A 25,768-nucleotide genomic window follows, 5' to 3' on the forward strand; every position below is an offset into this window, starting at 1 on the left:
CTGCCAGGCCCACTGAACCGCGCCACCCCACCCCCGTCGCCCGCTCCTCCCCCGCCTACCCCTCGCCCCGTACCGTCCGCAGGAACTCGCGCAGGATGCGCTCCCCGGCGAGTACGCCCCGCTCGGGCAGGGCGTTGACGGTGGGGGCGGTCCAGCCGCTGTCGGCCAGTTCGCCGTGGCCGGGGCGCCAGCCCCGGTCGGCGGCGAGCAGCAGATCGGCGTCGAGCAGGGAGTCCCCGGCGGCGAGCGTGAGGTCGGCGCCGGTGCGGCGGGCCACCTCACGCATCGCGGCACTCTTGGTCAGCGGCTTGGGGACGGCGTAGATCTTGCGGCCCTGGAGGGAGACGGTCCAGCCGCGGTTCTCGGCCCAGACGGCGAGTTCCTTCACCCAGTCCTCGGGGAGGAGTTCGCGTTCGACGACGAGATAGGCGAAGAGATCGTCGGCGACCCGGTGCTTGCGGACCCAGAGGGGGTCGGCGGAGGTCTCCAGATGGGCACGGACCTCGGCCAGCGGGGCGCACTCGTCGGCGAGCCGCGCGGTGACCCCGGCGTGCCAGTCGGGGTCGGAGACGCCGTCGACGAGGAGATGGCCGCCGTTGGCGCAGATCGCGAACCGGGGTGCGGGGCCGGGAAGGTTGATCCGCTCGTACTGCTTGCGGGTGCGGGTGGTGCTGGGCACGAAGACCGCGAGGCCGCCGAGGTCACCGAGGTCGGTGAGCAGACCGGCGGCGGTCTCGGTGAGGTAGGACAGGGGTTTGCTCTCATGGACCTCGACGCAGAGCAGCCGGGGTGCCCGAGCGTCGGGCATCGTCAGGGCGAGAGCCGCGGCGGAGTAGATGAGGGTTCGGTCGAGATCGCTCGCCACCAGCACCGGCATCAGAGTGCCACCGCCTTTCCGTCGGCGCCGGTCGCGCCGCGCGTGTACTGGGGATGGATGAGCCCCACGCAGGTGTAGGGGAGGCCGGTGACCTCCTCGACGGGGACGCCGCGCTGCTCGGCGAGCAGCCGGACGTGGTCGAGGTCGGGGCCCGCGTCGGCGCGGGCGAGGATCTTCCAGGGCACCCGGCGGAGCAGGACCCGGGTGGTCTCGCCGACGCCGGGCTTGACGAGGTTGATGTCGTGGATGCCGTACTCCTCGCTGATGCGGGCGACGGCGGCCCAGCCGGCCCAGGTGGGGGTGCGGTCGCCGGACAGCAGGTCCTTCACGGCGGCGTCCACCTGGTCGGTGACGGCGGGGAAGCGGTCGGCGATGGCGTCGAGGAAGGCGGTGGAGAGGTCGGCGCCGGCGAGGTCGCGGTAGAACTTGGCGCCGTGGAAGTCGTCCGGTCCGACCAGGTCGGCGCGCAGGACGGTGCGGGATATGAGCCCGGAGACGGTGGAGTTGAGGCAGGCGGAGGGGATGAGGAAGTCCTCGCGGGTGCCGTAGGTGCGGACGCAGGAGCCGGGGTCGGCGAGGACGGCGATCTCGGGGTCGAAGCCGCTCACCCCGTGGTCGTGCTCGAACTGGCGGATGGCCTCGGTGAGTTCGCGGGTGATGGCGCCCTTGCCGGTCCAGCCGTCGACGAAGACGACATCGGAGGGGTCGTAGCGGTCGGCCAGCCAGCGCAGGGCGTTGGCGTCGATACCGCGGCCCCGGACGATGGAGACGGCGTAGTGCGGCAGGTCGAGGCCGTGGCGGTGCTGGGCCCAGCGGCGCATCAGGATGCCGACGGGGGTCCCGGCGCGGGCGAGGGAGACCAGTACCGGGCGGGGTGAGCGCTCGGTGAGGACGGTCTCGGTGACGACACCCACGGCCTGGGCGATACGGGTGGCGGAGGTGGCGAGGGCGGAGTGGAACAGCTGCTGGTACCGCTCGCTGGGCTGGTACTCCACGGGGAGCGACTCGGCGTAGTGGGCGCCGCCGCTCTGGATCGCCTCCTCGCGTTCCTCGGTCGGGGCTTCCAGGGTGACGTCGGAGAGGTCCTGGAGGAGCCAGCCCACCTCCTCGGGGGCGTAGGAGGAGAAGGCGGGACCGCGGAGGGGCTCGGGCAGCATGGCGGATCTGGCTCCGGGAAAGGCGGTGACGTACAGGGGCGCGGGGACATGGCTGGGCACGACCGCGAGCAGTACGCGCGGGGTGTGGTCGGCGAGGCGGGCGAGCAGGCCGTCGGGGGCGTGCAGGGCCGGGGTGTCGGCGGTGGAGTCGACGACGGAGATCACCGCGTCGAAGCGGGCACCGGCGACGTTGTAGGCGAAGCGGTCGCCGGGGCCGTCGGCGGGGTCGTCGTGGGCCGGGAAGACCAGGCGGCTGCGGATGGCGTAGCCGGGGTCGTCCACGGCGAGGACGGGCGAGCGGGTGGTGGTGGAGAAGCGTATGTCGACGCCGGGGAGTGTCCGCTCCAGTTCGCGGGCGAGGCGGAGCGGGGCGTACATCAGCTCCTCGGTGCCGAGGACCAGGACGCGCCGGGCGCCGCCGGGCAGGGCTTCGGCGAGGCGGGCGCCCATGGCGGGCAGGGCGGTCTCCAGGCGGCTGCGGTGGGCGGGGGTGAAGCCGTGCCGGCCGCCGTCGGGGAGTCCGGCGGGCCAGTGCAGGTCGACCCGGGCGAGGGTGCCGGGGCGGGGCGTCCGGGGCGGGTCGGTGGGCCGCTCGTGCTCGGCGACGAGGGCCTGGCCCCGTTCCAGGACGTCGTCGGGGAGCAGGACGGTGCCGCGGGCGGCGGCGACGAGATCGACCCGGGCGCCGATCTCCTGGCCGAACTCGGTCAGCCGCCCCTGGTCGGCGGTGGAGCGCATATCGACCAGGGCGACGACGACATAGCGGTCGCGGGGGTAGCGGTCATGGAGGGAGCGGATGGTGTTGAGGACGGTGTTGCCGGTGGAGAACTCGTCGTCGACGAGCACCAGGGGGCCGTCACCGGCCAGCAGGGCCTGGTCCTCGGGGAGGAGCAGATGGGAGCTGGCGTGGGAGTGGGACTCCTCGAAGCCGCCGGCGGGGGCCACACCGGGGACCGGGCGGCGGGTGGAGTGCAGATACGGCGCGGTGCCCAGGCCGTCGGCGACGGAGTGTCCGAGTCCGGTGGCGGTCTCGGCGTAGCCGAGGACGACGGCGGTACGGCCGATCTCGTCGCCGAGCAGGGCGCGGACGCGGCGGCCGAGGGTGAGGCCGTGGCCGTGGACGAGGGACGGGGACTGGGGGACGTGTTTGCCCAGGACGTTGGAGACGAGGAGATGGGCGCGCTTGGGGTTGCGCCGCAGGGCGAGCCCGAGGAGCCGGGGCAGCTGGTCGTCGCCGCGCAGGGCGACACCGAGCCGCTCGGCGACCCAGGTACCGGACCAGATGTCGGCGGCGGGGGTGCCGGATCCGGCCGCCCCGGGCAGGGCGGCCCCGTCGGAGGCCCCGGCATCGGCTCCCGAATCCTGCGGGGCCTGCGGGACCGCATCCGCCCCCTGGGCCCGCGCATCCCCCGAGGGCGCCTCGACGCGGCCACGAGCCCGCGCCCCCCGCTCCGTGAGCCCCGCGGGGCGCGGTGGTGCCGGGATGTCGTGCCCGCTGTTCGGTGGCGTGTTCATGCGTCCCTTGGGAGGTAGTGGAGGTAGTGGAGGTCGTGGAAGCTGCGCCCGGAGGAGGCCGGTCAGGTGGGGATCCCGGCCGCGAGGAGTTCGACGAAGCCGATGTCCTCGTTGGCGACGCCGAACGCCTCGGCGCGCAGGAGGGTGCGTTCGGCCCAGGCGCGGTGCGGCTTCACCTCGTTCATCTTGTTGGTGTAGGCGGAGCGCAGGACACCGCCGCCCCCGCGTTCGGGGCGCAGGATGTCCTGGGCGTCGCTGAACTCCTCGTGACTGACCACGGACAGTGCGTGCACGGGCAGAACGTGGGAGGGGTGGATGCAGGTCTTGCCGAGGAGGCCGTTGGCCTGGTCGAGGGCGATCTCGCGGAGCAGCCCGTCCATGGCGTGCTCGATGAGCGCGGCGCGGAGTTCGTCGGCCTGGCCTTCGAGGAAGGGGCTACGCCGCAGCTGGGGCTTGAACATACGTTCCTGCACCCGGAAGTACTCCCAGACCGGCCCGGTGACGGTGAAGCCGGTGCCGTCGGCGCGGCCGAGCATATTGACCACGTCGGCGATCACGGAGGCGACGACCTGGACGTCGTAGGCGGTCATGTCGGGGCCGCGGCGCAGGCCGTAGGAGGAGCAGAAGTCGGTGACGCCGAGGCGGAGGGCGAGGACGCGGTCGCGGTACTTGTCGACCGCGCGGAAGATGCCCTCCAGGGTCTCGACGCGGGTCTCCCGGTAGAGCAGCTCGGGCGATTCCAGGACCGGCATCGCGAAGAGGCGGCGTCCGCCGGCGGCCTCGGCACCGGCGAGGGCCTCCAGGAAGGGGATCCCGCGCTCCTCGGTGAACTTCGGCAGTACGAATCCGGACAGCAGGGCGGCGGCCGGGCCGAGGCGGCGGATCAGATCGGGGATCTGGTCGGGGGTGCGGACCCGGATGAAGAGCAGCGCGGGGTCGGCGAGGTAGCCGGGGTGGTCGGCCAGGGCCCGGATCTGGCGTACCAGGTTCTCCTCGGCGTCCTGGACGTCCGCGTCGGCTATGGAGTCCTCCAGGCACAGGACCATGGAGACGACACCGCGGCCGGACTGCTTGGCGATGTCGTCGGCGAGTCTCGTCCTGGTCGCGGGCGAGTAGAGGGTGGCGCCGAGGGCCGCGGCGAGCAGCCGGGCCGGGGAGTCGGCGGTGAAACGGCTCGGCTCCCGATGGAACAGGCGCTGCCGTACCTCAGGGGCGATCTGCCCGAAATGACGCATTAATCTCCCCCGTGGAGTCGGAATTGTGCTGGTAGATCACGACAGGTGGCCGGTAATAGTACGTAGGAGTCCATGTCTGGGGTTCCCGTAGGGCATGAATTTCAGGTAACGCAGGTACGCACACGCCCTTCCATGGTGCATCCCTCACAGATCCTCCGAACACTCCGGGCCCCTCGCGCCCGCGACACGGCCGGGTCGCGCCCCGCATTGTCGTGATCAGGACCGAGAGGGCAGGATGACCGCATGACGCACGCCATGCTGAAGGGGTCGAACGTCCCGCTGGAAGCCGCGACCGTGCGCGCCGTGCTGCGCTGGACGCCTGGGCAGGGGGTCCCGGACGTCGATGCCTCGGCGCTGCTCCTCGGCCCCGACGGCCGGGTGCGCTCCGACGAGGACTTCGTCTTCTACAACCAGCCCCGGCACCCCTCCGGGAAGGTCTGGCGGCTCGGCAAGAAGCGGGTCGCCGAGAGCCTCACCGATACCATCCAGACGGATCTCTCCGGTGTCGAGTCCAGTGTCGGCCGGATTCTGCTGGTGGCATCGGCGGACGGGGTGACCTTCGACAGCGTACGGACCCTGCGCATCCTGCTGTACGACGCGGGCGCGCCGGACGCGGAGCCGGTGGCGTACTTCGATGTCGTGCCGATGACCGGGGCGGAGACCGCGCTGATCTGCGGTGAGCTGTACCGGCGGGGGGACGGGTGGAAGTTCCGGGCGCTGGGTGAGGGGTACTCCAACGGGCTGCGGGGGCTCGCGACCGACTTCGGGATCTCGGTGGACGAGTCGGAGGCGGCGGAGGCCGGTGTCCCCCGCCGCCCGGAGGACGCGGCGGTCGCGCCGGTCTTCCCGGCCCCCGCGGCGCCCACGGCATCGGTCGCGCCCACGGCGTCCGCCCTGTCCGTGGCCGGTGCGAACCAGCCGACGGTGGCGCAGCCGCCGGGCGGAGCACCGGTGGCGGAGCCGGCGTACGGCTACCCTCAGCCGGCCGCGGCAGCGGGGCCGCAGCAGCCGGGGTACGGCTATCCGCAGCCGGGCAGTGGGCCGGCCTACGGCTATCCGCAGCCGGTGGGAACGGCCGTCCCCGACCCGGACTTCCGGCTGCCCCCGCAGGGCCCGCAGTTCATCGGCCGCTAGACCGGCGGCTCACCACCGGGGCGACCCGCGGGGGCGCCGTCACGCCTCCGTCTTGGACTTGTACCCCCGCCCCCACTGCAACCCCCACCCGTACAACCGGTCCAGCTCCCCCTGGAAGCCGTACACGAACTTGACCTCGCGGCGGACCATCAGCTCGCCCTTGACGTTCTCGATCATGACGACCGCGCAGGAGCGGGCCTGCGGATGGCGTTCGTCGAGGCCGATCTCGATCCGGGGGCCGTTGCTGGGGTAGAGCGTGACGACGGCGTGGGTGCGGTCGAAGGCCGGGGTCTGGTCATAGATGTAGACGAACACCAGGACACGCTTGATGGCGTCCCGGTGATCGAGATTGACGTAGATCGTCTCGCCGGACGCCGAGCCGAACCGGTCGTCGCCGCTGAGCTTGACGTACGGCGGTCCGTTGAGGTCGCCGAGGAAGGCGCCCAGCGGCTGGACGACGCCCTTGGTGCCGTCCTGGAGCTCATAGAGGCACCCCAGGTCGAGGTCGACGTTCACCATGCTCTGGCTGTGGCCCATGATCTCCGGCGGTTTGAGCGCCTTGAAGGGGTGCCGGAGCAGGCTCTCGCGCTGGGGGCCGCCCATGTCGGCGCTGCGCATCCGCCAGTTCAGATTGATCCGCAGATTGCCGGTGGCGGCGCCCTGCTTGGTCAGCGACACCTCGCCATGGCGTTTGGTCAGCTCGATCGAGTTGGTCGCCGCGTTGCCCGAGTCGAACTCCGAGTCCCGCCCACGCCAGAACCGGTCCAGCAAGCCCATTGCACCCCCACCTCACTCATCGGACGGCTGTGCGGGGCGGTACGAGGACGATGTCCGCCTCGGTACCGCCCCGCACAGAGCGTTCCCTGGCCCACAGGGGCGTCAACCCCCGTAGGCGCCCCGCGACAGCCCCGCACCGGATGCGGGGCGTGCGGGATAGGTCACACGCCGGACGGGACCTCCGTCTTGTCGTCCGACCCGGAGCCCCCCTCGGCCGCCGCCAGCGCCCGGTTGCGGCGCACGGAGGACCAGAAGGACCAGGCGATCAGGAGCACCCCGATCGAACCGGTGATGAACTCGCTGATCTCGTACTGGATGGTGACCAGCAGGATGACGGCGAGCGCGCCGATGGCGTAGTGCGCGCCGTGCTCCAGATAGACGTAGTCGTCCAGGGTGCCCTCGCGGACCAGGTACACGGTGAGCGACCGGACGTACATCGCGCCGACGCCCAGACCCAGGGCCATCAGCACGATGTCATTGGTGATGGCGAAGGCGCCGATGACACCGTCGAAGGAGAAGGACGCGTCCAGGACCTCCAGGTAGAGGAACATGAAGAACGCCGCCCGGCCGGCCAGCAGTATGACCGGCTTGCCGGTCCGCTTGGCCTTCTCCTCCTCCTCGTGCTCGCGCTCCTCCTCTTCCTCCAGCTTGTTCTCGAAGTAGCCGGAGAGGCCGCCGACGACCAGATAGGTGATCAGACCGGCGACACCGGAGAGCAGGACCGTCTCCGCCTTGTCCTGGGGTCCGGCGTGCAGATGCGCCTGGGTGGCGAAGGTCATGGAGGTGATCAGCAGCACGATGAGCGCGACACAGACCGAGAGCATGTCGACCTTGCCGAGCTTGGCGAGGGGCCGCTCCAGCCAGCCCAGCCACTTGATGTCCCGCTCCTCGAAGATGAAGTCCAGGAAGATCATCAGCAGGAACATGCCACCGAAGGCCGCGATGGCCGGGTGGGCGTCGGTGACGAGTTCCTCGTACCGGTTCTGGTCGGTGAGCGCGAGGTCGACCGCCTCGATCGGGCCGATCTGAGCACTGACCGCGACGATGACGACGGGGAACACCAGCCGCATACCGAAGACGGCGATCAGGATGCCGATGGTCAGGAAGATGCGCTGCCAGAAGGCGTTCATCTTCTTCAGAATTCCGGCATTTACTACCGCATTGTCGAAAGACAGCGAGATCTCAAGAACACAGAGGATGGCTACGAGACCGAGTGCCGCCCACCCCCCGTAGAAGACCGCTGCGACAAGGCCGGCCGCGGTGACCGCGAACGACCAGCCGAAAGTTCTCAGAATCACTGGCTACCCAATCCCTTGTGTACGGGCTGAACGGGTCTCCCCCACGCCGTACCCGGCTTTACGAAACGTTGACCCCGAAGTCTAGAGCGATACCACGAAGCCCCGACGCGTACCCCTGCCCCACCGCACGGAACTTCCATTCGCCCTGGTAGCGATAGACCTCACCGAAGATCATGGCCGTTTCGGTGGAAGCGTCCTCGCTGAGGTCGTAGCGGGCGAGTTCCTGTCCGTCGGCCTGGTTGACGACCCGGATGAAGGCATTGCTGACCTGGCCGAAGGTCTGGCCGCGCTCGTCGGCCAGATGGATGGAGACCGGGAAGACGATCTTGTCCGCGTGGGCGGGCACCTTGGCGAGGTCGATCAGCAGGGACTCGTCGTCGCCGTCGCCCTCACCGGTGAGGTTGTCCCCGGTGTGCTCGACCGAGCCGTCCGGGCTGGTGAGCTGGTTGTAGAAGATGAACCACTCGTCCCCCAGCACACGCCCGCCGCTGCACACCAGCGCGCTCGCGTCGAGGTCGAAGGGTGCTCCGGTGGTGGAACGGGCGTCCCAGCCGAGCCCCACCAACACATGGGTCAGGTTCGGTGCGGCTTTGGACAGGGAGACATTGCCCCCCTTGGCGAGCGTGACGCTCATGATCCTGGTCCTCCCCTGTCGTGCTTCTCTGGTTGTCCTGCGCGCCCGGCGCCGCACGCAAACCGCGCGGCGCCGGACGGGCCGGTGCTCGGGTGGGCGCCGGTCAGACGTTCACCCCGAAGTCCTGCGCGATGCCGCGCAGGCCCGACGCGTAGCCCTGGCCGATGGCGCGGAACTTCCACTCCGCGCCGTGCCGGTACAGCTCGCCGAAGACCATGGCGGTCTCCGTCGAGGCGTCCTCGCTGAGGTCGTAGCGGGCGAGCTCGGCCTCGCCGGCCTGGTTCACCACGCGGATGAAGGCGTTGCGGACCTGGCCGAAGGACTGCTGGCGGTTCTCGGCGTCGTAGATGGACACCGGGAAGACGATCTTCTCGATGTCGGCGGGGACGCCGGCGAGGTTGACCTTGATCTGCTCGTCGTCGCCCTCGCCCTCACCGGTGATGTTGTCGCCGGTGTGCTCGACCGAGCCGTCCGGGCTCTTCAGGTTGTTGAAGAAGATGAAGTGCTGGTCGTTGGTGACCTTGCCGGTGTTGTTCAGCAGCAGCGCGCTCGCGTCGAGGTCGAAGTCCGTGCCGGTCGTGGTCCGCACGTCCCAGCCCAGACCGATGATGACCGCGGTCAGGCCCGGGGCCTCCTTGGTCAGCGATACGTTGCCGCCCTTGCTGAGGCTGACTCCCACGAGTCCCTCCATTGTCTTGGGGGGCGGAAAGCCCCGTGGTGCATCCGTGTACGTGTGTACGTCCGTAACGGATCAAACGAGTCGATCCTAGTGAGCGGTTCCCACGCCCCGCAGGCCCTGGGCCCTAACAATCAGAGCGCGTCGAGGGCCCCTACGTACGCTTCGAGGTCGCGGGCGTCCGGGAGGCCGTTGACGACCGTCCAGCGCACCACGCCCTCCTTGTCGATGACGAAGGTGCCGCGCACCGCGCAGCCCTTGGCCTCGTCGAACACGCCGTAGGCCCGGGAGGTCTCGCCGTGCGGCCAGAAGTCGCTGAGCAGCGGATACTCCAGGCCCTCCTGCTCGGCGAAGACCCGCAGGGTGTGGATGGAGTCGTTGGAGACGGCGAGCACCTGGGTGTCGCGGTCGGCGAACCTCGGCAGATTGTCGCGGACCTCGCACAGCTCGCCGGTGCACACCCCGGTGAAGGCGAACGGGTAGAAGAGCAGGACGACGTTCTTCTCACCGCGGAAGTCGGACAGCCTGACGCCGGCGCCGTGGTTGTCCTTGAGCTCGAAATCGGGGGCCTTGTCGCCGACCTGGATCGCCATGATCGTCCCTTCGGGGGCTGCTGGGCTGTACGGACCACACCCACCCTACGCAGCCGATCACCCGGACCCGCTGAGCGGCCGGTCACCCCGGCCGTGAGCGGCCCGTCACCCCGCCCCTGCCCGGCCGGTCACGCGGGCCGTGCGGGCCCGTCACCAAAGCCGCCGGGCGGGCCGAGCACAACGGCTCGGCCCGCCCGGCGGGCTGGTTCTCGACTGGCGATGCGATAGGACGCGGACGCGTTACCGCTTGGACTTGGCGGCCTTGGGTGTCGCCAGACGCGACCCGCTCCAGTCCTTGCCGACGCTGACGCTCTTGGCGGCGGTCAGCCCCGCCGTGGTCGCGGCTTCCGAGATGTCGCTCGGCTCGACGTAGCCGTCGCGGCCGGTCTTCGGCGTCAGCAGCAGGATGGTGCCGCCCTCCTCGATGTACGTGGTGGCGTCCACCAGCGCATCGGTCAGGTCACCGTCCTCGTCGCGGAACCAGAGCACCACGGCATCAGCCACGTCGTCGTAGTCCTCGTCGACGAGTTCGCTGCCGATCGTCTCCTCCAGTGCGTCGCGAAGCTCCTGGTCGACGTCGTCGTCGTAGCCGATCTCCTGGACCACCTGTCCGGGCTGGAAACCCAGCCTGGCGGCAGGGTTGGTCCGCTCCTCCGCGTGGTCCGCGGTCGCGCTCACGGGTTGCCTCCTGATCATGTCTTTGGGTATGTCTCAGCCACGCGCGGGCGCGAGGCATTGGCCGTAGTCCACACGGGCGGGACGGATCGCGCAAGTACCCGGCGTTTCAGACCGCCGAAACGGTGACGATCCCGGCCGTGTCCCCGCAACTCCAGGCACCACCTCTCGAATGAACGTGATGCACACCACACCCTTCTGCCCTGTTTGGGCGTTTGGGAACCCTCTGCCCGTACGAGACTCGAATGAGTATTCCGCAGGGAGCGGGTCCGCCGGGTCGCCCAAGTGTGCCGGTTACCTCGGGGTAGAGATGACGTTTACGCCCCCGAGGTAGACGATGGGGAGCGGCGCGGGCACAGGGAGCAGCGGTCCCGGGGCCCGCGTCCAGGTAACTCCGACAGGTAAGGAACAGCGTGGCTTCCGGATCCGATCGCAATCCGATCATCATTGGCGGCCTTCCGAGTCAGGTTCCTGACTTCGATCCCGAGGAGACCCAGGAATGGCTGGACTCCCTGGACGCCGCCATCGACGAGCGGGGCCGGGAGCGGGCCCGCTACCTCATGCTCCGGCTGATCGAGCGGGCCCGTGAGAAGCGGGTCGCCGTGCCCGAGATGCGCAGCACGGACTATGTGAACACGATCGCGACCAGGGACGAGCCGTTCTTCCCCGGCAACGAGGAGATCGAGCGCAGAATCCTGAACGCGACGCGCTGGAACGCGGCGGTGATGGTGTCCCGCGCCCAGCGCCCCGGGATCGGCGTCGGCGGCCACATCGCCACCTTCGCGTCCTCCGCCTCGCTCTACGACGTGGGCTTCAACCACTTCTTCCGGGGCAAGGACGAGGGCGACGGCGGCGACCAGGTGTTCTTCCAGGGGCACGCCTCGCCGGGCATCTACGCCCGCGCGTTCCTGCTGGACCGGCTCAGCGAGGAGCACCTCGACGGCTTCCGCCAGGAGAAGTCGAAGGCGCCGTACGGGCTGTCCTCGTATCCGCATCCGCGGCTGATGCCGGACTTCTGGGAGTTCCCGACGGTCTCGATGGGGCTCGGCCCGATCGGCGCGATCTACCAGGCGCGGATGAACCGCTATCTGCACGCGCGGGAGATCGCCGACACCTCGAAGTCGCATGTCTGGGCGTTCCTCGGGGACGGCGAGATGGACGAGCCGGAGTCGCTGGGCCAGCTGACCATCGCCGCGCGCGAGGGCCTGGACAATCTGACCTTCGTGGTGAACTGCAACCTCCAGCGGCTGGACGGGCCGGTGCGCGGCAACGGCAAGGTCATCCAGGAGCTGGAGTCCGTCTTCCGGGGCGCCGGCTGGAATGTGATCAAGCTGGTCTGGGACCGCTCCTGGGACCCGCTGCTGGCCCAGGACCGGGACGGGGTGCTGGTCAACCGGATGAACACCACACCGGACGGCCAGTACCAGACGTACGCGACCGAGACCGGGGCGTACATCCGCGACCACTTCTTCGGGGACGACCACCGGCTGCGGGCGATGGTGGAGAACATGTCCGACGACCAGATCCTGCATCTGGGGCGCGGCGGTCACGACCACCGGAAGATCTACGCCGCGTTCAAGGCGGCCGTCGAGCACAAGGGCCAGCCGACGGTGGTGCTGGCCAAGACGATCAAGGGCTGGACGCTGGGCCCGAACTTCGAGGGCCGCAACGCCACCCACCAGATGAAGAAGCTCACGGTCGACGACCTCAAGGGCTTCCGCGACCGGCTCCGGCTGCCGATCTCCGACCGGGAGCTGGAGAGCGGTCTGCCGCCGTACTACCACCCGGGCCGCGACTCGGCGGAGATCCAGTACATGCACGACCGCCGCAGCGCGCTCGGCGGCTATGTCCCGACCCGGATCGTGCGCTCCGAGCCCCTCGCCCTGCCGGACGAGAAGACCTACGCGAGTGTGAAGAAGGGCTCGGGTCAGCAGCAGATCGCGACGACCATGGCGTTCGTCCGGCTACTGAAGGACCTCATGCGGGACAAGGAGATCGGCCGCCGCTTCGTGCTGATCGCCCCGGACGAGTACCGGACCTTCGGCATGGACTCCTTCTTCCCGAGTGCGAAGATCTACAACCCGCTGGGCCAGCAGTACGAGTCCGTGGACCGGGATCTGCTGCTCGCCTACAAGGAGTCCCCGACCGGCCAGATGCTGCACGACGGCATCTCCGAGGCCGGCTGCACGGCCTCGCTGATCGCGGCGGGTTCGTCGTACGCCACCCATGGCGAGCCGCTGATCCCGGTGTACGTCTTCTACTCGATGTTCGGTTTCCAGCGCACGGGCGATCAGTTCTGGCAGATGGCCGATCAGCTCGCGCGCGGTTTCGTACTGGGCGCGACCGCCGGGCGTACGACCCTGACCGGCGAGGGCCTCCAGCACGCCGACGGCCACTCCCAGCTCCTCGCCTCCACCAACCCGGGCTGTGTGGCGTACGACCCGGCGTTCTCGTACGAGATCGCGTACATCGTGCAGGACGGGCTGCGTCGGATGTACGGGAGCAGCGCCGAGCACCCGCACGGCGAGGACGTCTTCTACTACCTGACCGTCTACAACGAGCCGATCCGGCACCCGGCCGAGCCGCAGGACGTCGATGTCGAGGGCATCCTCAAGGGCGTCCACCGGCTGAGCGCGGGGACGGCGGGGGCGGTCCCCGCGCAGATCATGGCCTCGGGGGTGGCCGTGCCCTGGGCGCTGGAGGCGCAGCGGATCCTCGCCGAGGAGTGGAACGTCCGGGCCGATGTCTGGTCGGCGACCTCCTGGAACGAGCTGCGGCGGGAGGCGGTGGAGTGCGAGCGGCACAATCTGCTGCGGCCCGAGGAGGAGCAGCGGGTGCCGTACGTGACCCGGAAGCTGAGCGGCGCCGAGGGACCGTTCGTGGCGGTGTCCGACTGGATGCGATCGGTTCCCGATCAGATCGCGCGCTGGGTGCCGGGGCGGTATCAGTCGCTGGGCGCGGACGGGTTCGGCTTCGCCGACACGCGGGGGGCGGCGCGCCGCTTCTTCCATATCGACGCGCAGTCGATCGTGCTGGCGGTGCTGACCGAGCTGGCCCAGGAGGGAAAGGTGGATCGCTCCGCTCTGAAGCAGGCGCTCGACCGGTATCAGCTGCTGGATGTGCGGGCGGCGGATCCGGGGGCGGCGGGGGGTGACGCGTAGCCCTTACGGGGGGGTGCCCGTTGCAATTCGGGTGCGGGTGAGTGGGGGCTGGTCGCGCAGTTCCCCGCGCCCCTAAAAGGCACGGCAGCGGCCGTCTCCCCAGGGGCGCTGGGGGTACCCCCTCTGGGGGAGGAACTGCGCGACCGGCCACGACGCACCCGCACCCGACGAAGGGCAGGGGTACCGGCCGAAAAACTAGATGTGCGCCGCCCCCGCCCCCGCCTCCGCGTTCTCCCCGCGCTTGGTCAGCAGCGCGACCAGGATCGCGACGGCCGCGACGCCCGCGGCGACCAGGGACGCCAGGCTCATCCCGGAGATGAACGTGTCGTGGGCGACGTCGGTGATCGTCGCGGCGGCCTCCGCCGGGGTGCCGGGGGCGATCGGCGCCTCACCGATCCGGACCGCCTCGGACGCCTGCGCCTGCTGCTCGGGCGACAGCGCCGGAAGCCCGGCGTCCGCCCAGTTGCCGGCCAGGTCGCTGTCGACCTTGGAGGCCATCACCGCGCCCAGCACGGCCGTGCCCAGGCTGCCGCCGATCTGCATCGCCGACTGCTGGAGGCCACCGGCGACGCCGGACAGCTCCATCGGGGCGTTGCCGACGATGACCTCGGTCGCGCCGACCATGACCGGGGCGAGCCCGAGGCCGAGCAGCGCGAACCACACGGACATCAGCACGCTGCCGGTGTCGGTCTCCAGGGTGGACATGCCGTACATGGCGAGCGCGGTGAGCGCCATACCGCCGGCCAGCGGGAGGCGCGGGCCCACCTTGGTGATGGCGATGCCCGCGAGCGGCGAGCCGACGATCATCATGCCGGTGAGCGGCAGCAGATGCAGACCGGCGTCGATGGGGCTCATCCCGTGCACGTTCTGGAGGTAGAACGTCACGAAGAACAGGCCGCCCATGAACGCGATGGCCATCATGACCATCAGCACCACACCCGCCGACAGCGGGACGGAGCGGAAGAGGGTGAGCGGGACCAGCGGTTCCTTGACGCGCTTCTCCCAGACCGCGAAGAGGGCGAAGGCGGCGACGGCCACGGCGAGGAACAGCCAGGTCCGGCCCGCGCCCCAGCCCCACTCGGGGGCCTTGATCAGCGGCCAGACCAGACAGAACATCGCGCCGGACAGCAGTCCGATGCCGAGCAGGTCGAAGGAGCGCGGGGCGTTCTGCGCGCGGTGGTCCAGCAGGATCCAGGCGCCGAGGGCGACGGCCAGGATGCCGACCGGGACGTTGATGAAGAACACCGACTGCCAGTTGACATGCTCGACGAGGACACCGCCGAGGATCGGGCCGCCGGCCGTGGAGGCACCGATGACCATGCCCCAGATGCCGATCGCCATATTGAGCTTCTCGGCGGGGAAGGTGGCCCGCAGCAGCCCGAGCGCGGCCGGCATCAGCAGCGCGCCGAACAGGCCCTGGAAGACCCGGAAGACGATGACGGCGGCGATGCTGTCGGAGAGTCCGATGGCACCGGACGCGGCGGCGAAGCCGACGACGCCGATGAGGAAGGTCTGGCGGTGGCCGAACCGGTCACCGAGCTTGCCCGCCGTGATCAGCGCGACGGCGAGGGCGAGGAAGTACGAGTTGGTGATCCACTGCACCTCGGCGAAGGTGGCGCCGAGGTCGTCGGCGATGGCCGGGTTGGCGATCGCCACGATGGTGCCGTCCAGGGCGACCATCATCACCCCGACGGCGACGGTGATCAGGGTGAACCAGGGATGGCCACGCAGCCCCTTGGCCGGCGCCGCAGACGGCGGGGAGGGTATGCCGTCCCCGGGTCCCGTCTTGTCGAGGGTGGTCTGACTAGTCATGCGGGCGACACTAGAGACAGCCGCTGACAATTGACAAACCAATTCACAAGTCGGTAACTGTCAAGTCACTCACATCTCCCCTGAGCAGGGAGAACAGTTCGATGGAGGGCCCGATGGACACGCTGGACCGCTCGCCCGGACCGGGGTTGCGCGAGCGCAAGAAACAGCGGACCAGGGACGCGCTGCTGCACGCCGCCGTCGAGCTGTTCACCACCCGGGGCTACGACCGCACCACGGTCGACGCCATCACCGAGGCCGTCGATGTCTCCCAGCGCACCTTCTTCCGCTACTTCGCCGGGAAGGAGGAGACGGCCCTCGCCGTCCAGGCGATGACGGTGGAGCACTTCTACGAGGCGGTACGGGCCCGCCCGGCGCACGAACCGCCGCTTGAGGCGCTGCGGCTGGCGGTGCTGGACGGCTGGGACACCATCCATGAGCGGATCGAGTCGGTGGTGACCGTGGATCAGTATCTGCGGATGTACCGGGTGATCGAGTCGACGCCGGTGCTGCTCGCGGCGCATCTGCGGCGCTCGGCGGAGACGGAGGAGCGGTTCGCGCGGCTGATCGCCGAGCGCGAGGGGCTCGATGTGGACGAGGATCCCCGGCCGCGGGTGGCGGTGGCGCTGTTCGGCGGGGTCATGCGGGTCACCGAGCGGCTCTGGACCGCCGGGGACGACCACAGCGTGGCGGGCATGCGCGCCGTCACCGCCCGCTACCTCGATCAGGTGGGACCGGCGCTGGCCGAGAACTGGCGTACGCCGTAGGGCACTTCCGCGCGCCCCCCGCGCCGCCCCGAACCGCCCCCGTGGGCCCCGTGACCAGCCCTGTGACCAGCCCCGGGAGCGGCTCTCAAGCGCCCCACGGGCACCTCCCGCACCACCTCATGATCAGCCCGCCGTGGCTCAAACGTGAGAGCCGTCACTCGATTCACGCGAGACCGTCCCGTTCTCCTAGTGTGTCCTCCCAGTGACTTCCTTCGACTCCTCCCCGACGCTCAATGTGTGGCGTGCGCTGCTCGCGCTGGCCGTGGTCTTCGTGATGCTGGCGACCACCGGCTGGACCGCGCTGCGCGGCCAGCGCGACCACACCCCGCTCCGGACCTCGCTCGCCGCCTGGGAGGACGGGCGGATAGGCGGCCACCGGCTCCCCGACCCGCGCTCGACGCCCGCCCGGCTCGCCACCTTCTTCGCCTCGCTCAGCACCGCCCAGCGCACCCTGCTCGCCCACCGCTACCCGCTCGCGGTCGGCAACATGAACGGCGCCCCCGCCGAACTGCGCTACCGGGCCAACCGCATCGCCCTCGCCCAGGCCCGTCGGATCGAGCGGGACCGGATGCACGACAGCCGCCTCACCCCCGGCGGACAGCACGAGGCGGGCCGCCGGATGCACCGCCTGGAAGCACTGATGGAACCGGGGCGGCACATCCTCGCCTTCGACCCGGACGGCTCCGGACGGGTCGCCGAGGTGTACGGCAGCCTGGACCGCGCCGAGCGGATCTCCGTCGTCGTCCCCGGCGTCGACACCGATCTGCTCACCTTCCAGCGCACCTACCGCAAGTACTCGGCGCCCGCCGGGATGGCCGAGTCGCTCTACTGGGCCGAGCGCACCGCGAGCCCCGGCACCCGTACCGCGGTGATCGCCTGGGCCGACTACACCGCGCCCAGCGGGATCGGGATGGAGGCGGCGACCGCCACCCGCGCCGCCCAGGGCGCGGCCCGGCTGGACGCCCTGGTGCGGGCGCTGCCCGGCACGGCCCCGGTCTCGCTGTTCTGCCACAGCTACGGCTCGGTGCTCTGCGGGGTGGCCGCGCGGGTGCTGCCGGACCGGGTGTCCGACATCGCGGTGGCCGGCAGTCCGGGGATGCGTGCCGAGAAGGCGTCCCAGCTGAGCAGTTCCGCGCGGGTGTGGGCGATGCGGGACACCGACGACTGGATCGAGGACGTGCCCTATCTGGAGCTGGGCGGCCTCGGGCACGGGGCCGATCCGGTGTCCCGGGCGTTCGGCGCGCGGGTGCTGTCGGCGGTCGGGGCGCACGGCCACGCCGGGTACTTCGAACCCGGGACGGAGAGTCTGCGCAACTTCGCCGAGATCGGGGTAGGCGCGTATGGCTCGGTGCGCTGCGCCGGGGATGACGATCGATGTATGACCGATATGACCGCAGACGCCGGGGACGGACGCGCGTAGAGTCGGAGAAACTGCGGTTCGCGCGGGGAGGGGACGGAGGTGCTCATGCCGCATACGATGAGCCGCATGGGTGACGTACTGGCCGGATTTCATGCCGCCTGGGAGTTCGAGTCCGACTCCGTGCTCATCCGCTACGAACGGGGGATTCGCACACCCAGGCTGTTCCAGGCGCTGGGGGAACGCCGGGTGCCGCTGGCGGCGCTCCAGGGTGTGACGCTCGCTCCCGGCCGTCGCGGAACGGTCGTGCTGCGCGCCGAGCCGCGGCCGGGCGCGGATCCCCTGATGGAGGCGGCGGCGGGACAGCTCAAGGAGAGCAGCGACCCGTACCGGCTGGTGCTCCCCGCCGAGCGCGAGACCCTCGCCGAGTACTACGCCGACGAACTGCGCGCCCGGCTCACCGAGTCAGGCCCGGCCGAACGGCACCTGGTGGCCGCGCCCGAGGTCCCCCTGTCCTTCAAGGCGTACGACGCGAAGGCGTCCTTCGACGGGACGACGGTGGCGTTCCGCTGGTTCTGGACGGGTGCGTCGTCGGCCAAGTGGAAGGCCGGCGACCAGAGTTTCCGGGTCGCCGACCTCGCGGGGGTCGAGTGGCGCTCGCCCGAGGTGTTCGAGGGGCATCTGCGGCTGCTGCGCCGGGAGAGCGCGGGCCGCCCCGCGCAGCCGGACCAGGATCCGGCCGCGGTGGTCTTCGGCCTGGGCTACGGCCCGGTGCATGAATCGCTGCCGTTCGCCGCGGCGGTGGTCGCGGCGGCGCGGAACGCGGTACCGGCCTCCGTGGTCCCGGTCGCCGCGGCGGCCCGGCGCGACCCGGCGGATGTCGCCGAACGGATCCGGCACCTCGGCGAGTTGCACCGGGCCGGGCTGGTGACGGACGAGGAGTTCGCGGTGAAGAAGGCGGAACTCCTCGCGGAGCTGTAGCGGGCGCCGGGGGTGTTACTCCCGGCCCGCCGACGCGAACCGCATGTCCGCGTACCGACTGCCCCGCACCTGCGGCCCGATGGTGTCCAGCAGGGCGATCTCCTCGGCGGTGAGGGCGATCCGGGTGGCCGCCGTGTTCTCCTCGACGCGGCTCGCGCTGCGGGTCCCGGGGATGGGGACGACCGTCAGCCCCCAGACCTGCGCCTGCGTCTGCACCCAGGCCAGGGCGATCTGCCCGAGGCTCGCCCCGTGCGCCTCGGCGACGGTGCGCACCGGCTCCAGCAGGGCGGCGTTGGCGGCGGCGTTGTCGCCGGTGAAACGGGGCTGCTGGCGGCGGAAGTCATCGGCGCCGAGTTCCTTGTCGGCACTGACGAAGGACCCGGTGAGGAAACCTCGCCCGAGCGGTGAGTACGGGACGAGGGCGACACCCAGTTCCTTGGCGGCCGGGACGACCTGCGCCTCGATGTCCCGGCTGAACAGCGACCACTCCGACTGCACCGCGGCGATCGGGTGGACGGCGTGGGCGGCCCGCAGCTCACCGGCGGTGACCTCGCTCAGCCCGAGATGCTTGACCTTCCCCTCCCGCACCAGCTCGGCCATGGTGGCGACGGTGTCTTCCAGCGGGACGTTCTCGTCCCGCCGGTGCATGTAGTACAGATCGATGACGTCGACGCCGAGCCGCTGGAGGCTGGCCTCGACGGCCTGGCGGATGTACGGGGGATCGTTGCGGATGACCCGGCGGGTCGGGTCGTCCGGCGGGATGTGCAGGGCGAACTTGGTCGCGATGACGACCTCGTCGCGGTGCGCCCGGAAGAACGGCGACAGAAAACGCTCGTTGTCGCCGTTGCCGTAGGCGTCGGCGGTGTCGAAGAGGGTGACGCCGAGGTCGAGGGCGCGGTCGAGGGTGGCGCGGGCGGCGTCCTGGTCGGTGGGGCCGTAGGCGAAGCTCATGCCCATGCAGCCCAGCCCCTGGACCCCGACCTCGGGTCCGGTGGCGCCGAGTCGTACGGTACGGATCCTGCCGTTCGTCATCGGGTGTTCTCCGCTTCGGTACCGCGGTGGCTGTCCGCGTAGAAACTGATCTTGCGGTCCAGCACCGCGAGGGTGTCCTGGAGTTCGGCGATACGGGCCAGTACGTCCCGGCGGGTGGCCTGGAGCAGTTCGTGCCGCTCGCCGTAGGTGTTCTCGCCCTCGCGCACCAGCTCCGCGTACCGGACCATGTCGGCGACCGGCATCCCGGTCAGCCGCAGCTTTCCGACCAGGTCGAGCCAGTCGAGGTCGCGGTTGGAGTATCGGCGCTGGCCGGTGTGGGAGCGGTCGATGTGGGACATCAGCCCGATCCGCTCGTACCAGCGCAGGGTGTGCGCGGACAGCCCGGTGAAGGCGACGACCTCACTGATGGTGTAGCGGTCCTGTCCATCGGGCCGGGGATGGCGCCGGGGCGGGGCGGCGCAGATGTCCGCGGGGGTGGGTACTGCCTCGGTCTCGGTCGCGGTCACGGCCGTGGAGTGCATCACCGTCATGGCTTCCACGCTAGAACCTTGGAGTGCACTCCAAGCAAGTGGAGGCCGGGAGAGCGGGGGCGGAGGGGGGTTCTAAGCTCGGCCGTATGTCGCTGAAGAGTCTTGCGCTGATCGAGAACTGGCCGGTGCCGCACGCGGCGGCCGGGGTCGTCCGGGCCGATGGCACGGTACTGGGGGTGCACGGACCGGCCGACCGGGTGTTCGCGCTGGCCTCGGTCACCAAGCCGATCGCCGCCTACGCGGTGCTGGTGGCGTACGAGGAGGGCGCGCTGGAGCTGGACGACCCGGCGGGCCCGGACGGCTCCACGGTCCGGCATCTGCTGGCGCACACCTCCGGACTGGCCTTCGACGAACACCGGGTGAGCGCGCGGCCGGGTGAGCGACGGCTGTACTCCAACGCCGGGTTCGAGCAGCTCGGGGAGTATGTGGCCGAGGCGACGGAGATGCCCTTCCCGGAGTACGTCCGGCAGGCGGTACTGGACCCGCTGGGCATGACGTCCACCTCCCTGGCGGGGTCCCCGGCGAAGGACGGGGTGTCCTGCGTCGCCGATCTGCTGCGGTTCGCGGCGGAGGTGCAGGCGCCGCGGCTGCTGGATCCGCGGACGGTCGCGGAGGCGATGCGGGTGCAGTTCCCGGGGACGAAGGGGGTGCTGCCGGGGTACGGGTTGCAGAACCCGAACGACTGGGGGCTGGGGTTCGAGATCCGGGGTGGGAAGTCGCCGCACTGGACGGGGGCGCTGTCGTCGGCGGGGACGTTCGGTCACTTCGGGCAGGCCGGGACGTTTCTGTGGATCGACCCGGGGGCGGGGGTCGGCTGCGTTGCCCTGACGGACCGGGTCTTCGGCCCCTGGGCGGTGGAGACGTGGCCGGGGTTCACGGATGCGGTGCTGGGTGAGGTGGGGGAGGGCTGACGCGGGGGGTGTCGCTCACCCGCGCGAGCGGGGTGCCGCTGCGCCCACCCTCCCCCACGCTCGGCTTCGCTCGCGCGGGGGGACCCCCATCGCCCCAGCGGCACGACTGCCCGCAGCTAGGGCGGGAGGGGCTCTGCGGAGCGGCGGGGCGGCAACGCCCTGCTTTTAGGGGCGCTGGGGGTACCCCCTCTGGGGGAGGAACTGCGCGACCAGCCACAGCGCACCCGCAGACGACGAAGCACCCTCACTTCATCTCCCAGATCAGCAGCTCCGACGGAGTCACCCCCACCCCCTCCCACCCCTCCGCATCCCTGATGCGGGCCGAGTCCCCCGGGAGAAGAACCTCCGCGCCGATCCCCGCCTCCCCCCGCACCACATGGACGTAGACATGACCCGCGTCGGGAATCGCCGTCCGCTCCCCCACCCCCAGCCGCCGGACATGCAGCATCGCCCCCGCCTCCGGCACGGCGTACGGCGTCGCGTCGGCGATGCCCCGGACCACCTCGTAGGACGGATCGCCGCCCGGCGTCAGCGGGGCCAGCCACATCTGGAGGAAGACCAGCCCGCGAGGGCCCGCGTTGCGCTCCACATGGCGGACGCCCGACGCGGCGCTGAGCCGCTGGACGTCCCCGGGACGGATCACCGTCTCATGGCCCGCCGAGTCACGGTGGGTCAGCTCGCCCTCCACCACCCAGGTGACGATCTCGGTGTGGCTGTGCGGGTGTTCGCCGAAGCCCGCGCCGGGTGCCAGCCGCTCCTCGTTGCAGGCGATCAGCGCGCCGAACCGGAGGTTGCCCGGGTCGTAGTGCGGGCCGAAGGAGAAGGCGTGGCGGGTGTCGATGCCGGCGGCCTCGTCGCCCCCGGGGTAGCGCTGCTCGGCGTGCCGTACGTCCATCACGTCCACCACCGTAGACCCGGCGGCGCCGCACCGGCATAAAGCGCCCCGAAGGCGACCGAGCCATCCGGATAGGGCAGTCTTGTGCCGTGCCCGAACCCGAGACCGGCAGGAACGACGTGCCCGCGCCCGAAGTCCACCCCCACCCCGCGACCCTGAAGCGGCTGGAGAAGTCCTCCGGAAGCCTCGCCGCCCAGGCCATCGCGCGCATGGACGAGACACTGCCGTGGTACCGGGCCATGCCACCGGAGAACCGTTCCTGGATCGGGCTGGTCGCCCAGGCCGGTATCGCCGCCTTCACCGAATGGTTCCGGCGTCCGGACGCGCCCCAGGCGATCTCCACGGATGTGTTCGGCACCGCGCCCCGCGAGCTGACCCGGGCCATCACCCTGCGCCAGACGGTGGAGATGGTGCGGACGACGATCGAGGTGATGGAGTCCGCGATCGACGAGGTGGCGGCCCCGGGGGACGAGGGTGTGCTGCGCGAGGCGCTGCTCGTCTACGCGCGGGAGATCGCCTTCGCCACCGCCCAGGTCTACGCCCAGGCCGCCGAGGCACGCGGTGCCTGGGACGCGCGGCTGGAGTCGCTGGTGGTCAACGCCGTGCTGAGCGGCGAGGCCGACGAAGGGGCCGTGTCACGGGCGGCGGCGCTCGGCTGGAACTCGCCGGACCATGTGTGCGTGCTGCTCGGGACCGCGCCCGACGGGGACTCCGAGCTGACCGTGGAGGCGATCCGGCGGGCCGCCCGGCACGCCAAGCTCCAGGTCCTCACGGGCGTCCTCGGGGACCGTCTCGTGGTCATCGCGGGCGGCAGCGACAACCCGCTGGCCGTCGCGAAGTCCCTGATCGGGCCCTATGCGGCCGGACCTGTCGTCGCCGGGCCCGTGGTGCCCGATCTGCTGGCCGCCACCCGGTCCGCGCAGGCCGCCGCGGCGGGGCTGAAGGCGTGCACCGCCTGGCAGGACGCCCCCCGCCCGGTGCTCGCGGACGATCTGCTGCCGGAGCGCGCCATCGCGGGTGATCCCAGTGCCCGTGAGCAACTGGTGGAGGAGATCTACAGACCACTGGAAGAGGCCGGCTCGGCACTGCTGGAGACCCTCTCCGTCTATCTCGAACAGGCGAGCAGCCTCGAAGGCGCCGCCCGCATGCTCTTCGTCCACCCCAACACCGTGCGCTACCGGCTTCGACGTGTGACTGACGTCACCGGTTGGTCGCCGTCGGATGTACGATCTGCGTTCACTTTGCGGATCGCGCTGATCCTGGGGCGGCTGGCCGATGGAGATCTTCAGCCCTAGGGTTTTGTCGGCCTTCCACAAAACCCCCTGTCGTTCTTCGTCCCTGTCCCCACGGGCGGCGTTGGCCGTCCCCAAGAGAGAGTGTGAGTGTGCTCGTACTCGTCGCTCCCGGCCAGGGCGCCCAGGCGCCCGGCTTCCTGACCCCCTGGCTCGAACTGCCCGGCGCCGCCGACCGTGTCGCCGCGTGGTCGGACGCCATCGGCCTCGACCTCGCCCGCTACGGCACGCACGCCGACGCGGACGAGATCCGGGACACCGCCGTGGCGCAGCCGCTGCTGGTCGCGGCCGGACTGCTGTCCGCCGCGGCACTCGGTGACATCGCCGCGGTGCGCCCCGGTGCCGTCGCCGGTCACAGCGTCGGCGAGATCACGGCCGCCGCCTTCGCGGGTGTGCTGGACGACACCGCCGCGCTGACCCTCGTACGGACCCGGGGGCTGGCGATGGCCGAGGCCGCCGCGGTGACCGAGACCGGGATGTCGGCGCTGCTCGGCGGTGACCCCGAGGTGTCGGTGAAGCATCTGGAGCAGCTCGGTCTGACCCCGGCCAATGTCAATGGCGCCGGGCAGATCGTCGCCGCCGGCACCCTGGAGCAGCTCGCCGCGCTCGCCGAGGACAAGCCCGAGGGTGTCCGCAAGGTCATCCCGCTCAAGGTGGCCGGCGCCTTCCACACCGCCCATATGGCCCCGGCCGTCGAGGCGCTGGCCTCCGCCGCCGCCGGTCTCGTCCCGGCCGATCCCACCGTCACCTATGTCTCCAACAAGGACGGGCGGACCGTCGCCACCGGCACCGAGGTGCTGGAGCGGCTGGTCGGCCAGGTCGCCAACCCGGTGCGCTGGGATCTGTGCATGGAGACCTTCAAGGAGCTGGGCGTGACCGCGCTGCTGGAGGTGTGCCCCGGTGGCACCCTCACCGGCCTCGCCAAGCGCGCGCTGCCCGGCGTCCGGACCCTCGCCCTGAAGACCCCCGCCGACCTCGACGCCGCCCGTCAGCTCATCGCCGAGACCGCTGAGACCGCTGAGACGTCCCCCTCTGCCGCCGACGCGGCGGGCGCCTGAAAGGAGCCCTCCGGGCCATGTCGAAGATCAAACCAAGCAAGGGCGCCCCGTACGCGCGCATCCTCGGGGTCGGCGGCTACCGGCCGGTCCGGGTGGTGCCCAACGAGGTGATCCTGGAGAAGATCGACTCCTCCGACGAATGGATCCGGTCCCGCTCCGGCATCGAGACCCGGCACTGGGCGAACGACGAGGAGACCGTCGCCGCCATGTCGATCGAGGCGTCCGGCAAGGCCATCGCCGACGCCGGGATCACCGCCGAGCAGATCGGCGCGGTCGTCGTGTCGACCGTCTCGCACTTCAAGCAGACCCCGGCCGTGGCCACCGAGATCGCCGACAAACTGGGCACCGACAAGGCCGCCGCGTTCGACATCTCGGCCGGCTGCGCGGGCTTCGGCTACGGGCTGACCCTGGCCAAGAGCCTGGTCGTCGAGGGCTCGGCGGAATATGTGCTGGTCATCGGCGTGGAACGGCTCAGCGATCTGACCGATCTGGAGGACCGGGCGACGGCCTTCCTGTTCGGTGACGGCGCCGGCGCGATCGTCGTGGGCCCCTCCACCGAACCCGCCATCGGGCCGACCGTCTGGGGCTCCGAGGGCGACAAGTCGGAGACCATCAAGCAGACCGTGCCCTGGGACCGGTACCGGGTCGGCGGCGATGTCTCCGGGCTGCCCGTGGACAGCCAGGGGAAGGTGAAATTCCCGGCCATCACCCAGGAGGGCCAGGCCGTCTTCCGCTGGGCCGTGTTCGAGATGGCGAAGGTCGCCCAGCAGGCGCTGGACGCGGCCGGGATCAGCGCCGATGAACTGGACGTCTTCATTCCGCACCAGGCCAACGAGCGGATCATCGACTCGATGGTCAAGACCCTCAAACTGCCGGAGACGGTCACGGTCGCCCGTGATGTACGCACCACCGGCAACACCTCGGCCGCCTCGATCCCGCTCGCCATGGAGCGGCTCTTGGCGACCGGCGAGGCGAAGAGCGGTGACACCGCGCTCGTCATCGGATTCGGGGCGGGTCTCGTCTACGCCGCCTCTGTCGTTACCCTCCCCTAGGCACTCCGTGCCGGATCATGCTGTCCGGCGGGGAGCGCACCGCCACACCCTCTGAGAAGAAAAGAAGGAGCGCCACAATGGCCGCCACTCAGGAAGAGATCGTCGCCGGTCTCGCGGAGATCGTGAACGAGATCGCCGGGATCCCGGTTGAGGACGTCCAGCTGGACAAGTCCTTCACCGACGACCTGGACGTCGACTCGCTGTCCATGGTCGAGGTCGTCGTCGCCGCCGAGGAGCGCTTCGACGTCAAGATCCCCGACGACGACGTCAAGAACCTCAAGACCGTCGGTGACGCCACCGACTACATCCTCAAGCACCAGTCCTGAGCCGGCCGGGCCGGCAGGTCCGGCCCGCCCCGCCACCCGGCGGTGGCGCCGCTGACCCTTGTATC

The 25,768-nt window shown here is 70.6% G+C and carries 23 protein-coding genes; 10 read left to right on the forward strand and 13 right to left on the reverse strand.

Going from position 1 to position 25,768, the window contains the following annotated elements:
• Window positions 1-55 precede the first annotated feature (55 nt).
• From ABZX40_RS24890 to ABZX40_RS24900, 3 genes are all read right to left on the reverse strand, one after another.
• On the reverse strand, window positions 56-877 hold the full coding sequence (locus ABZX40_RS24890) for an HAD family hydrolase (protein ID WP_355731992.1): 822 nt from the start codon (window positions 875-877) through the stop codon (window positions 56-58).
• The gene (locus ABZX40_RS24895) at window positions 877-3,549 is read right to left on the reverse strand and encodes a phosphoribosyltransferase (protein WP_355731990.1); all 2,673 of its coding nucleotides are present in this window, start codon (window positions 3,547-3,549) and stop codon (window positions 877-879) included. The genes ABZX40_RS24890 and ABZX40_RS24895 overlap by 1 nt, the downstream gene beginning before the upstream one ends.
• Before the next feature lie 62 nt (window positions 3,550-3,611).
• Window positions 3,612-4,784, reverse strand: a complete 1,173-nt coding sequence (locus tag ABZX40_RS24900) for an HpcH/HpaI aldolase/citrate lyase family protein (protein WP_355731988.1) — start codon at window positions 4,782-4,784, stop codon at window positions 3,612-3,614.
• 243 nt (window positions 4,785-5,027) lie between these two features.
• On the opposite strand from ABZX40_RS24900, the gene ABZX40_RS24905 reads away from it, so the two are divergent.
• Window positions 5,028-5,918: a TerD family protein gene (locus ABZX40_RS24905; protein WP_355731986.1), complete on the forward strand. Its 891-nt coding sequence runs from the start codon at window positions 5,028-5,030 to the stop codon at window positions 5,916-5,918.
• 39 nt (window positions 5,919-5,957) lie between these two features.
• On the opposite strand, the gene ABZX40_RS24910 is transcribed toward ABZX40_RS24905, so the two are convergent.
• From ABZX40_RS24910 to ABZX40_RS24935, 6 genes are all read right to left on the reverse strand, one after another.
• Complete coding sequence (locus tag ABZX40_RS24910; RefSeq protein ID WP_355731984.1) at window positions 5,958-6,695, reverse strand: Tellurium resistance; 738 nt, start codon at window positions 6,693-6,695, stop codon at window positions 5,958-5,960.
• Between the two features lie 161 nt (window positions 6,696-6,856).
• Window positions 6,857-7,993, reverse strand: coding sequence for a DUF475 domain-containing protein (locus ABZX40_RS24915; RefSeq protein WP_355731983.1), 1,137 nt, complete (start codon window positions 7,991-7,993; stop codon window positions 6,857-6,859).
• Between the two features lie 58 nt (window positions 7,994-8,051).
• Window positions 8,052-8,627 (reverse strand): TerD family protein, encoded by a 576-nt coding sequence (locus ABZX40_RS24920; protein ID WP_355731981.1) that lies wholly within the window; start codon window positions 8,625-8,627, stop codon window positions 8,052-8,054.
• 103 nt (window positions 8,628-8,730) lie between these two features.
• The gene (locus ABZX40_RS24925; RefSeq protein WP_355731979.1) at window positions 8,731-9,306 is read right to left on the reverse strand and encodes a calcium homeostasis/redox stress adaptation protein; all 576 of its coding nucleotides are present in this window, start codon (window positions 9,304-9,306) and stop codon (window positions 8,731-8,733) included.
• 131 nt (window positions 9,307-9,437) lie between these two features.
• A complete protein-coding gene (locus ABZX40_RS24930; protein WP_355731977.1) occupies window positions 9,438-9,896 on the reverse strand; it encodes a peroxiredoxin in 459 nt (152 codons plus the stop codon).
• Window positions 9,897-10,136: 240 nt separating this feature from the next.
• A complete protein-coding gene (locus ABZX40_RS24935) occupies window positions 10,137-10,574 on the reverse strand; it encodes a DUF3052 domain-containing protein (RefSeq protein WP_355731976.1) in 438 nt (145 codons plus the stop codon).
• A gap of 410 nt (window positions 10,575-10,984) precedes the next feature.
• Here ABZX40_RS24935 and aceE point away from each other — a divergent pair, with 410 nt between their 5' ends.
• Entirely contained in the window at window positions 10,985-13,732 is a 2,748-nt protein-coding gene (gene aceE, locus ABZX40_RS24940) for a pyruvate dehydrogenase (acetyl-transferring), homodimeric type (RefSeq protein ID WP_355731974.1), read from the forward strand.
• 195 nt (window positions 13,733-13,927) lie between these two features.
• On the opposite strand, the gene ABZX40_RS24945 is transcribed toward aceE, so the two are convergent.
• Entirely contained in the window at window positions 13,928-15,544 is a 1,617-nt protein-coding gene (locus tag ABZX40_RS24945) for an MFS transporter (RefSeq protein WP_355731972.1), read from the reverse strand.
• A gap of 113 nt (window positions 15,545-15,657) precedes the next feature.
• On the opposite strand from ABZX40_RS24945, the gene ABZX40_RS24950 reads away from it, so the two are divergent.
• The 3 genes from ABZX40_RS24950 to ABZX40_RS24960 all read left to right on the forward strand — a co-directional run bounded on the left by ABZX40_RS24950 (window position 15,658) and on the right by ABZX40_RS24960 (window position 18,646).
• On the forward strand, window positions 15,658-16,308 hold the full coding sequence (locus ABZX40_RS24950; RefSeq protein WP_355731970.1) for a TetR family transcriptional regulator: 651 nt from the start codon (window positions 15,658-15,660) through the stop codon (window positions 16,306-16,308).
• Between the two features lie 202 nt (window positions 16,309-16,510).
• A complete protein-coding gene (locus ABZX40_RS24955; RefSeq protein ID WP_355731968.1) occupies window positions 16,511-17,728 on the forward strand; it encodes an alpha/beta hydrolase in 1,218 nt (405 codons plus the stop codon).
• A 45-nt stretch (window positions 17,729-17,773) separates the two neighbouring features.
• A complete protein-coding gene (locus ABZX40_RS24960) occupies window positions 17,774-18,646 on the forward strand; it encodes a DUF4429 domain-containing protein (protein ID WP_355731966.1) in 873 nt (290 codons plus the stop codon).
• A gap of 15 nt (window positions 18,647-18,661) precedes the next feature.
• On the opposite strand, the gene ABZX40_RS24965 is transcribed toward ABZX40_RS24960, so the two are convergent.
• Both ABZX40_RS24965 and ABZX40_RS24970 read right to left on the reverse strand, forming a co-directional pair.
• Window positions 18,662-19,678: an aldo/keto reductase gene (locus ABZX40_RS24965; RefSeq protein ID WP_355731964.1), complete on the reverse strand. Its 1,017-nt coding sequence runs from the start codon at window positions 19,676-19,678 to the stop codon at window positions 18,662-18,664.
• On the reverse strand, window positions 19,675-20,169 hold the full coding sequence (locus tag ABZX40_RS24970; RefSeq protein WP_355731962.1) for a MerR family transcriptional regulator: 495 nt from the start codon (window positions 20,167-20,169) through the stop codon (window positions 19,675-19,677). Before ABZX40_RS24970 ends, ABZX40_RS24965 begins: the two co-directional genes overlap by 4 nt.
• An 86-nt stretch (window positions 20,170-20,255) precedes the next feature.
• Here ABZX40_RS24970 and ABZX40_RS24975 point away from each other — a divergent pair, with 86 nt between their 5' ends.
• The gene (locus ABZX40_RS24975) at window positions 20,256-21,080 is read left to right on the forward strand and encodes a serine hydrolase domain-containing protein (RefSeq protein WP_355731960.1); all 825 of its coding nucleotides are present in this window, start codon (window positions 20,256-20,258) and stop codon (window positions 21,078-21,080) included.
• Between the two features lie 244 nt (window positions 21,081-21,324).
• Here the strand turns inward: ABZX40_RS24975 and ABZX40_RS24980 are convergent, their stop codons facing one another.
• On the reverse strand, window positions 21,325-21,975 hold the full coding sequence (locus tag ABZX40_RS24980; RefSeq protein ID WP_355732138.1) for a pirin family protein: 651 nt from the start codon (window positions 21,973-21,975) through the stop codon (window positions 21,325-21,327).
• 89 nt (window positions 21,976-22,064) lie between these two features.
• On the opposite strand from ABZX40_RS24980, the gene fasR reads away from it, so the two are divergent.
• The 4 genes from fasR to ABZX40_RS25000 all read left to right on the forward strand — a co-directional run bounded on the left by fasR (window position 22,065) and on the right by ABZX40_RS25000 (window position 25,703).
• Window positions 22,065-23,270, forward strand: coding sequence for a fatty acid biosynthesis transcriptional regulator FasR (gene fasR, locus ABZX40_RS24985; RefSeq protein ID WP_355731958.1), 1,206 nt, complete (start codon window positions 22,065-22,067; stop codon window positions 23,268-23,270).
• An 89-nt stretch (window positions 23,271-23,359) separates the two neighbouring features.
• Entirely contained in the window at window positions 23,360-24,325 is a 966-nt protein-coding gene (locus ABZX40_RS24990; protein WP_355732136.1) for an ACP S-malonyltransferase, read from the forward strand.
• Window positions 24,326-24,342: 17 nt separating this feature from the next.
• On the forward strand, window positions 24,343-25,377 hold the full coding sequence (locus ABZX40_RS24995; protein ID WP_355731956.1) for a ketoacyl-ACP synthase III: 1,035 nt from the start codon (window positions 24,343-24,345) through the stop codon (window positions 25,375-25,377).
• 77 nt (window positions 25,378-25,454) lie between these two features.
• A complete protein-coding gene (locus ABZX40_RS25000; protein WP_212910420.1) occupies window positions 25,455-25,703 on the forward strand; it encodes an acyl carrier protein in 249 nt (82 codons plus the stop codon).
• Window positions 25,704-25,768: the final 65 nt, after the last annotated feature.

This window comes from Streptomyces sp. NPDC004610, assembly GCF_040609715.1.
GTDB lineage: Bacteria > Actinomycetota > Actinomycetes > Streptomycetales > Streptomycetaceae > Streptomyces.

What these genes read in the sequence shown, in the direction of transcription:
- ABZX40_RS24890 (WP_355731992.1), bottom strand. Translation starts at nt 877, where the DNA reads ATGCCGGTGCTGGTGGCGAGCGATCTCGACCGAACCCTCATCTACTCC.
- ABZX40_RS24895 (WP_355731990.1), bottom strand. Translation starts at nt 3,549, where the DNA reads ATGAACACGCCACCGAACAGCGGGCACGACATCCCGGCACCACCGCGC.
- ABZX40_RS24900 (WP_355731988.1), bottom strand. Translation starts at nt 4,784, where the DNA reads ATGCGTCATTTCGGGCAGATCGCCCCTGAGGTACGGCAGCGCCTGTTC.
- ABZX40_RS24905 (WP_355731986.1), top strand. Translation starts at nt 5,028, where the DNA reads ATGACGCACGCCATGCTGAAGGGGTCGAACGTCCCGCTGGAAGCCGCG.
- ABZX40_RS24910 (WP_355731984.1), bottom strand. Translation starts at nt 6,695, where the DNA reads ATGGGCTTGCTGGACCGGTTCTGGCGTGGGCGGGACTCGGAGTTCGAC.
- ABZX40_RS24920 (WP_355731981.1), bottom strand. Translation starts at nt 8,627, where the DNA reads ATGAGCGTCACGCTCGCCAAGGGGGGCAATGTCTCCCTGTCCAAAGCC.
- ABZX40_RS24930 (WP_355731977.1), bottom strand. Translation starts at nt 9,896, where the DNA reads ATGGCGATCCAGGTCGGCGACAAGGCCCCCGATTTCGAGCTCAAGGAC.
- ABZX40_RS24945 (WP_355731972.1), bottom strand. Translation starts at nt 15,544, where the DNA reads ATGACTAGTCAGACCACCCTCGACAAGACGGGACCCGGGGACGGCATA.
- ABZX40_RS24950 (WP_355731970.1), top strand. Translation starts at nt 15,658, where the DNA reads ATGGACACGCTGGACCGCTCGCCCGGACCGGGGTTGCGCGAGCGCAAG.
- ABZX40_RS24960 (WP_355731966.1), top strand. Translation starts at nt 17,774, where the DNA reads ATGCCGCATACGATGAGCCGCATGGGTGACGTACTGGCCGGATTTCAT.
- ABZX40_RS24965 (WP_355731964.1), bottom strand. Translation starts at nt 19,678, where the DNA reads ATGACGAACGGCAGGATCCGTACCGTACGACTCGGCGCCACCGGACCC.
- ABZX40_RS24970 (WP_355731962.1), bottom strand. Translation starts at nt 20,169, where the DNA reads ATGACGGTGATGCACTCCACGGCCGTGACCGCGACCGAGACCGAGGCA.
- ABZX40_RS24975 (WP_355731960.1), top strand. Translation starts at nt 20,256, where the DNA reads ATGTCGCTGAAGAGTCTTGCGCTGATCGAGAACTGGCCGGTGCCGCAC.
- ABZX40_RS24980 (WP_355732138.1), bottom strand. Translation starts at nt 21,975, where the DNA reads ATGGACGTACGGCACGCCGAGCAGCGCTACCCCGGGGGCGACGAGGCC.
- ABZX40_RS24995 (WP_355731956.1), top strand. Translation starts at nt 24,343, where the DNA reads ATGTCGAAGATCAAACCAAGCAAGGGCGCCCCGTACGCGCGCATCCTC.
- ABZX40_RS25000 (WP_212910420.1), top strand. Translation starts at nt 25,455, where the DNA reads ATGGCCGCCACTCAGGAAGAGATCGTCGCCGGTCTCGCGGAGATCGTG.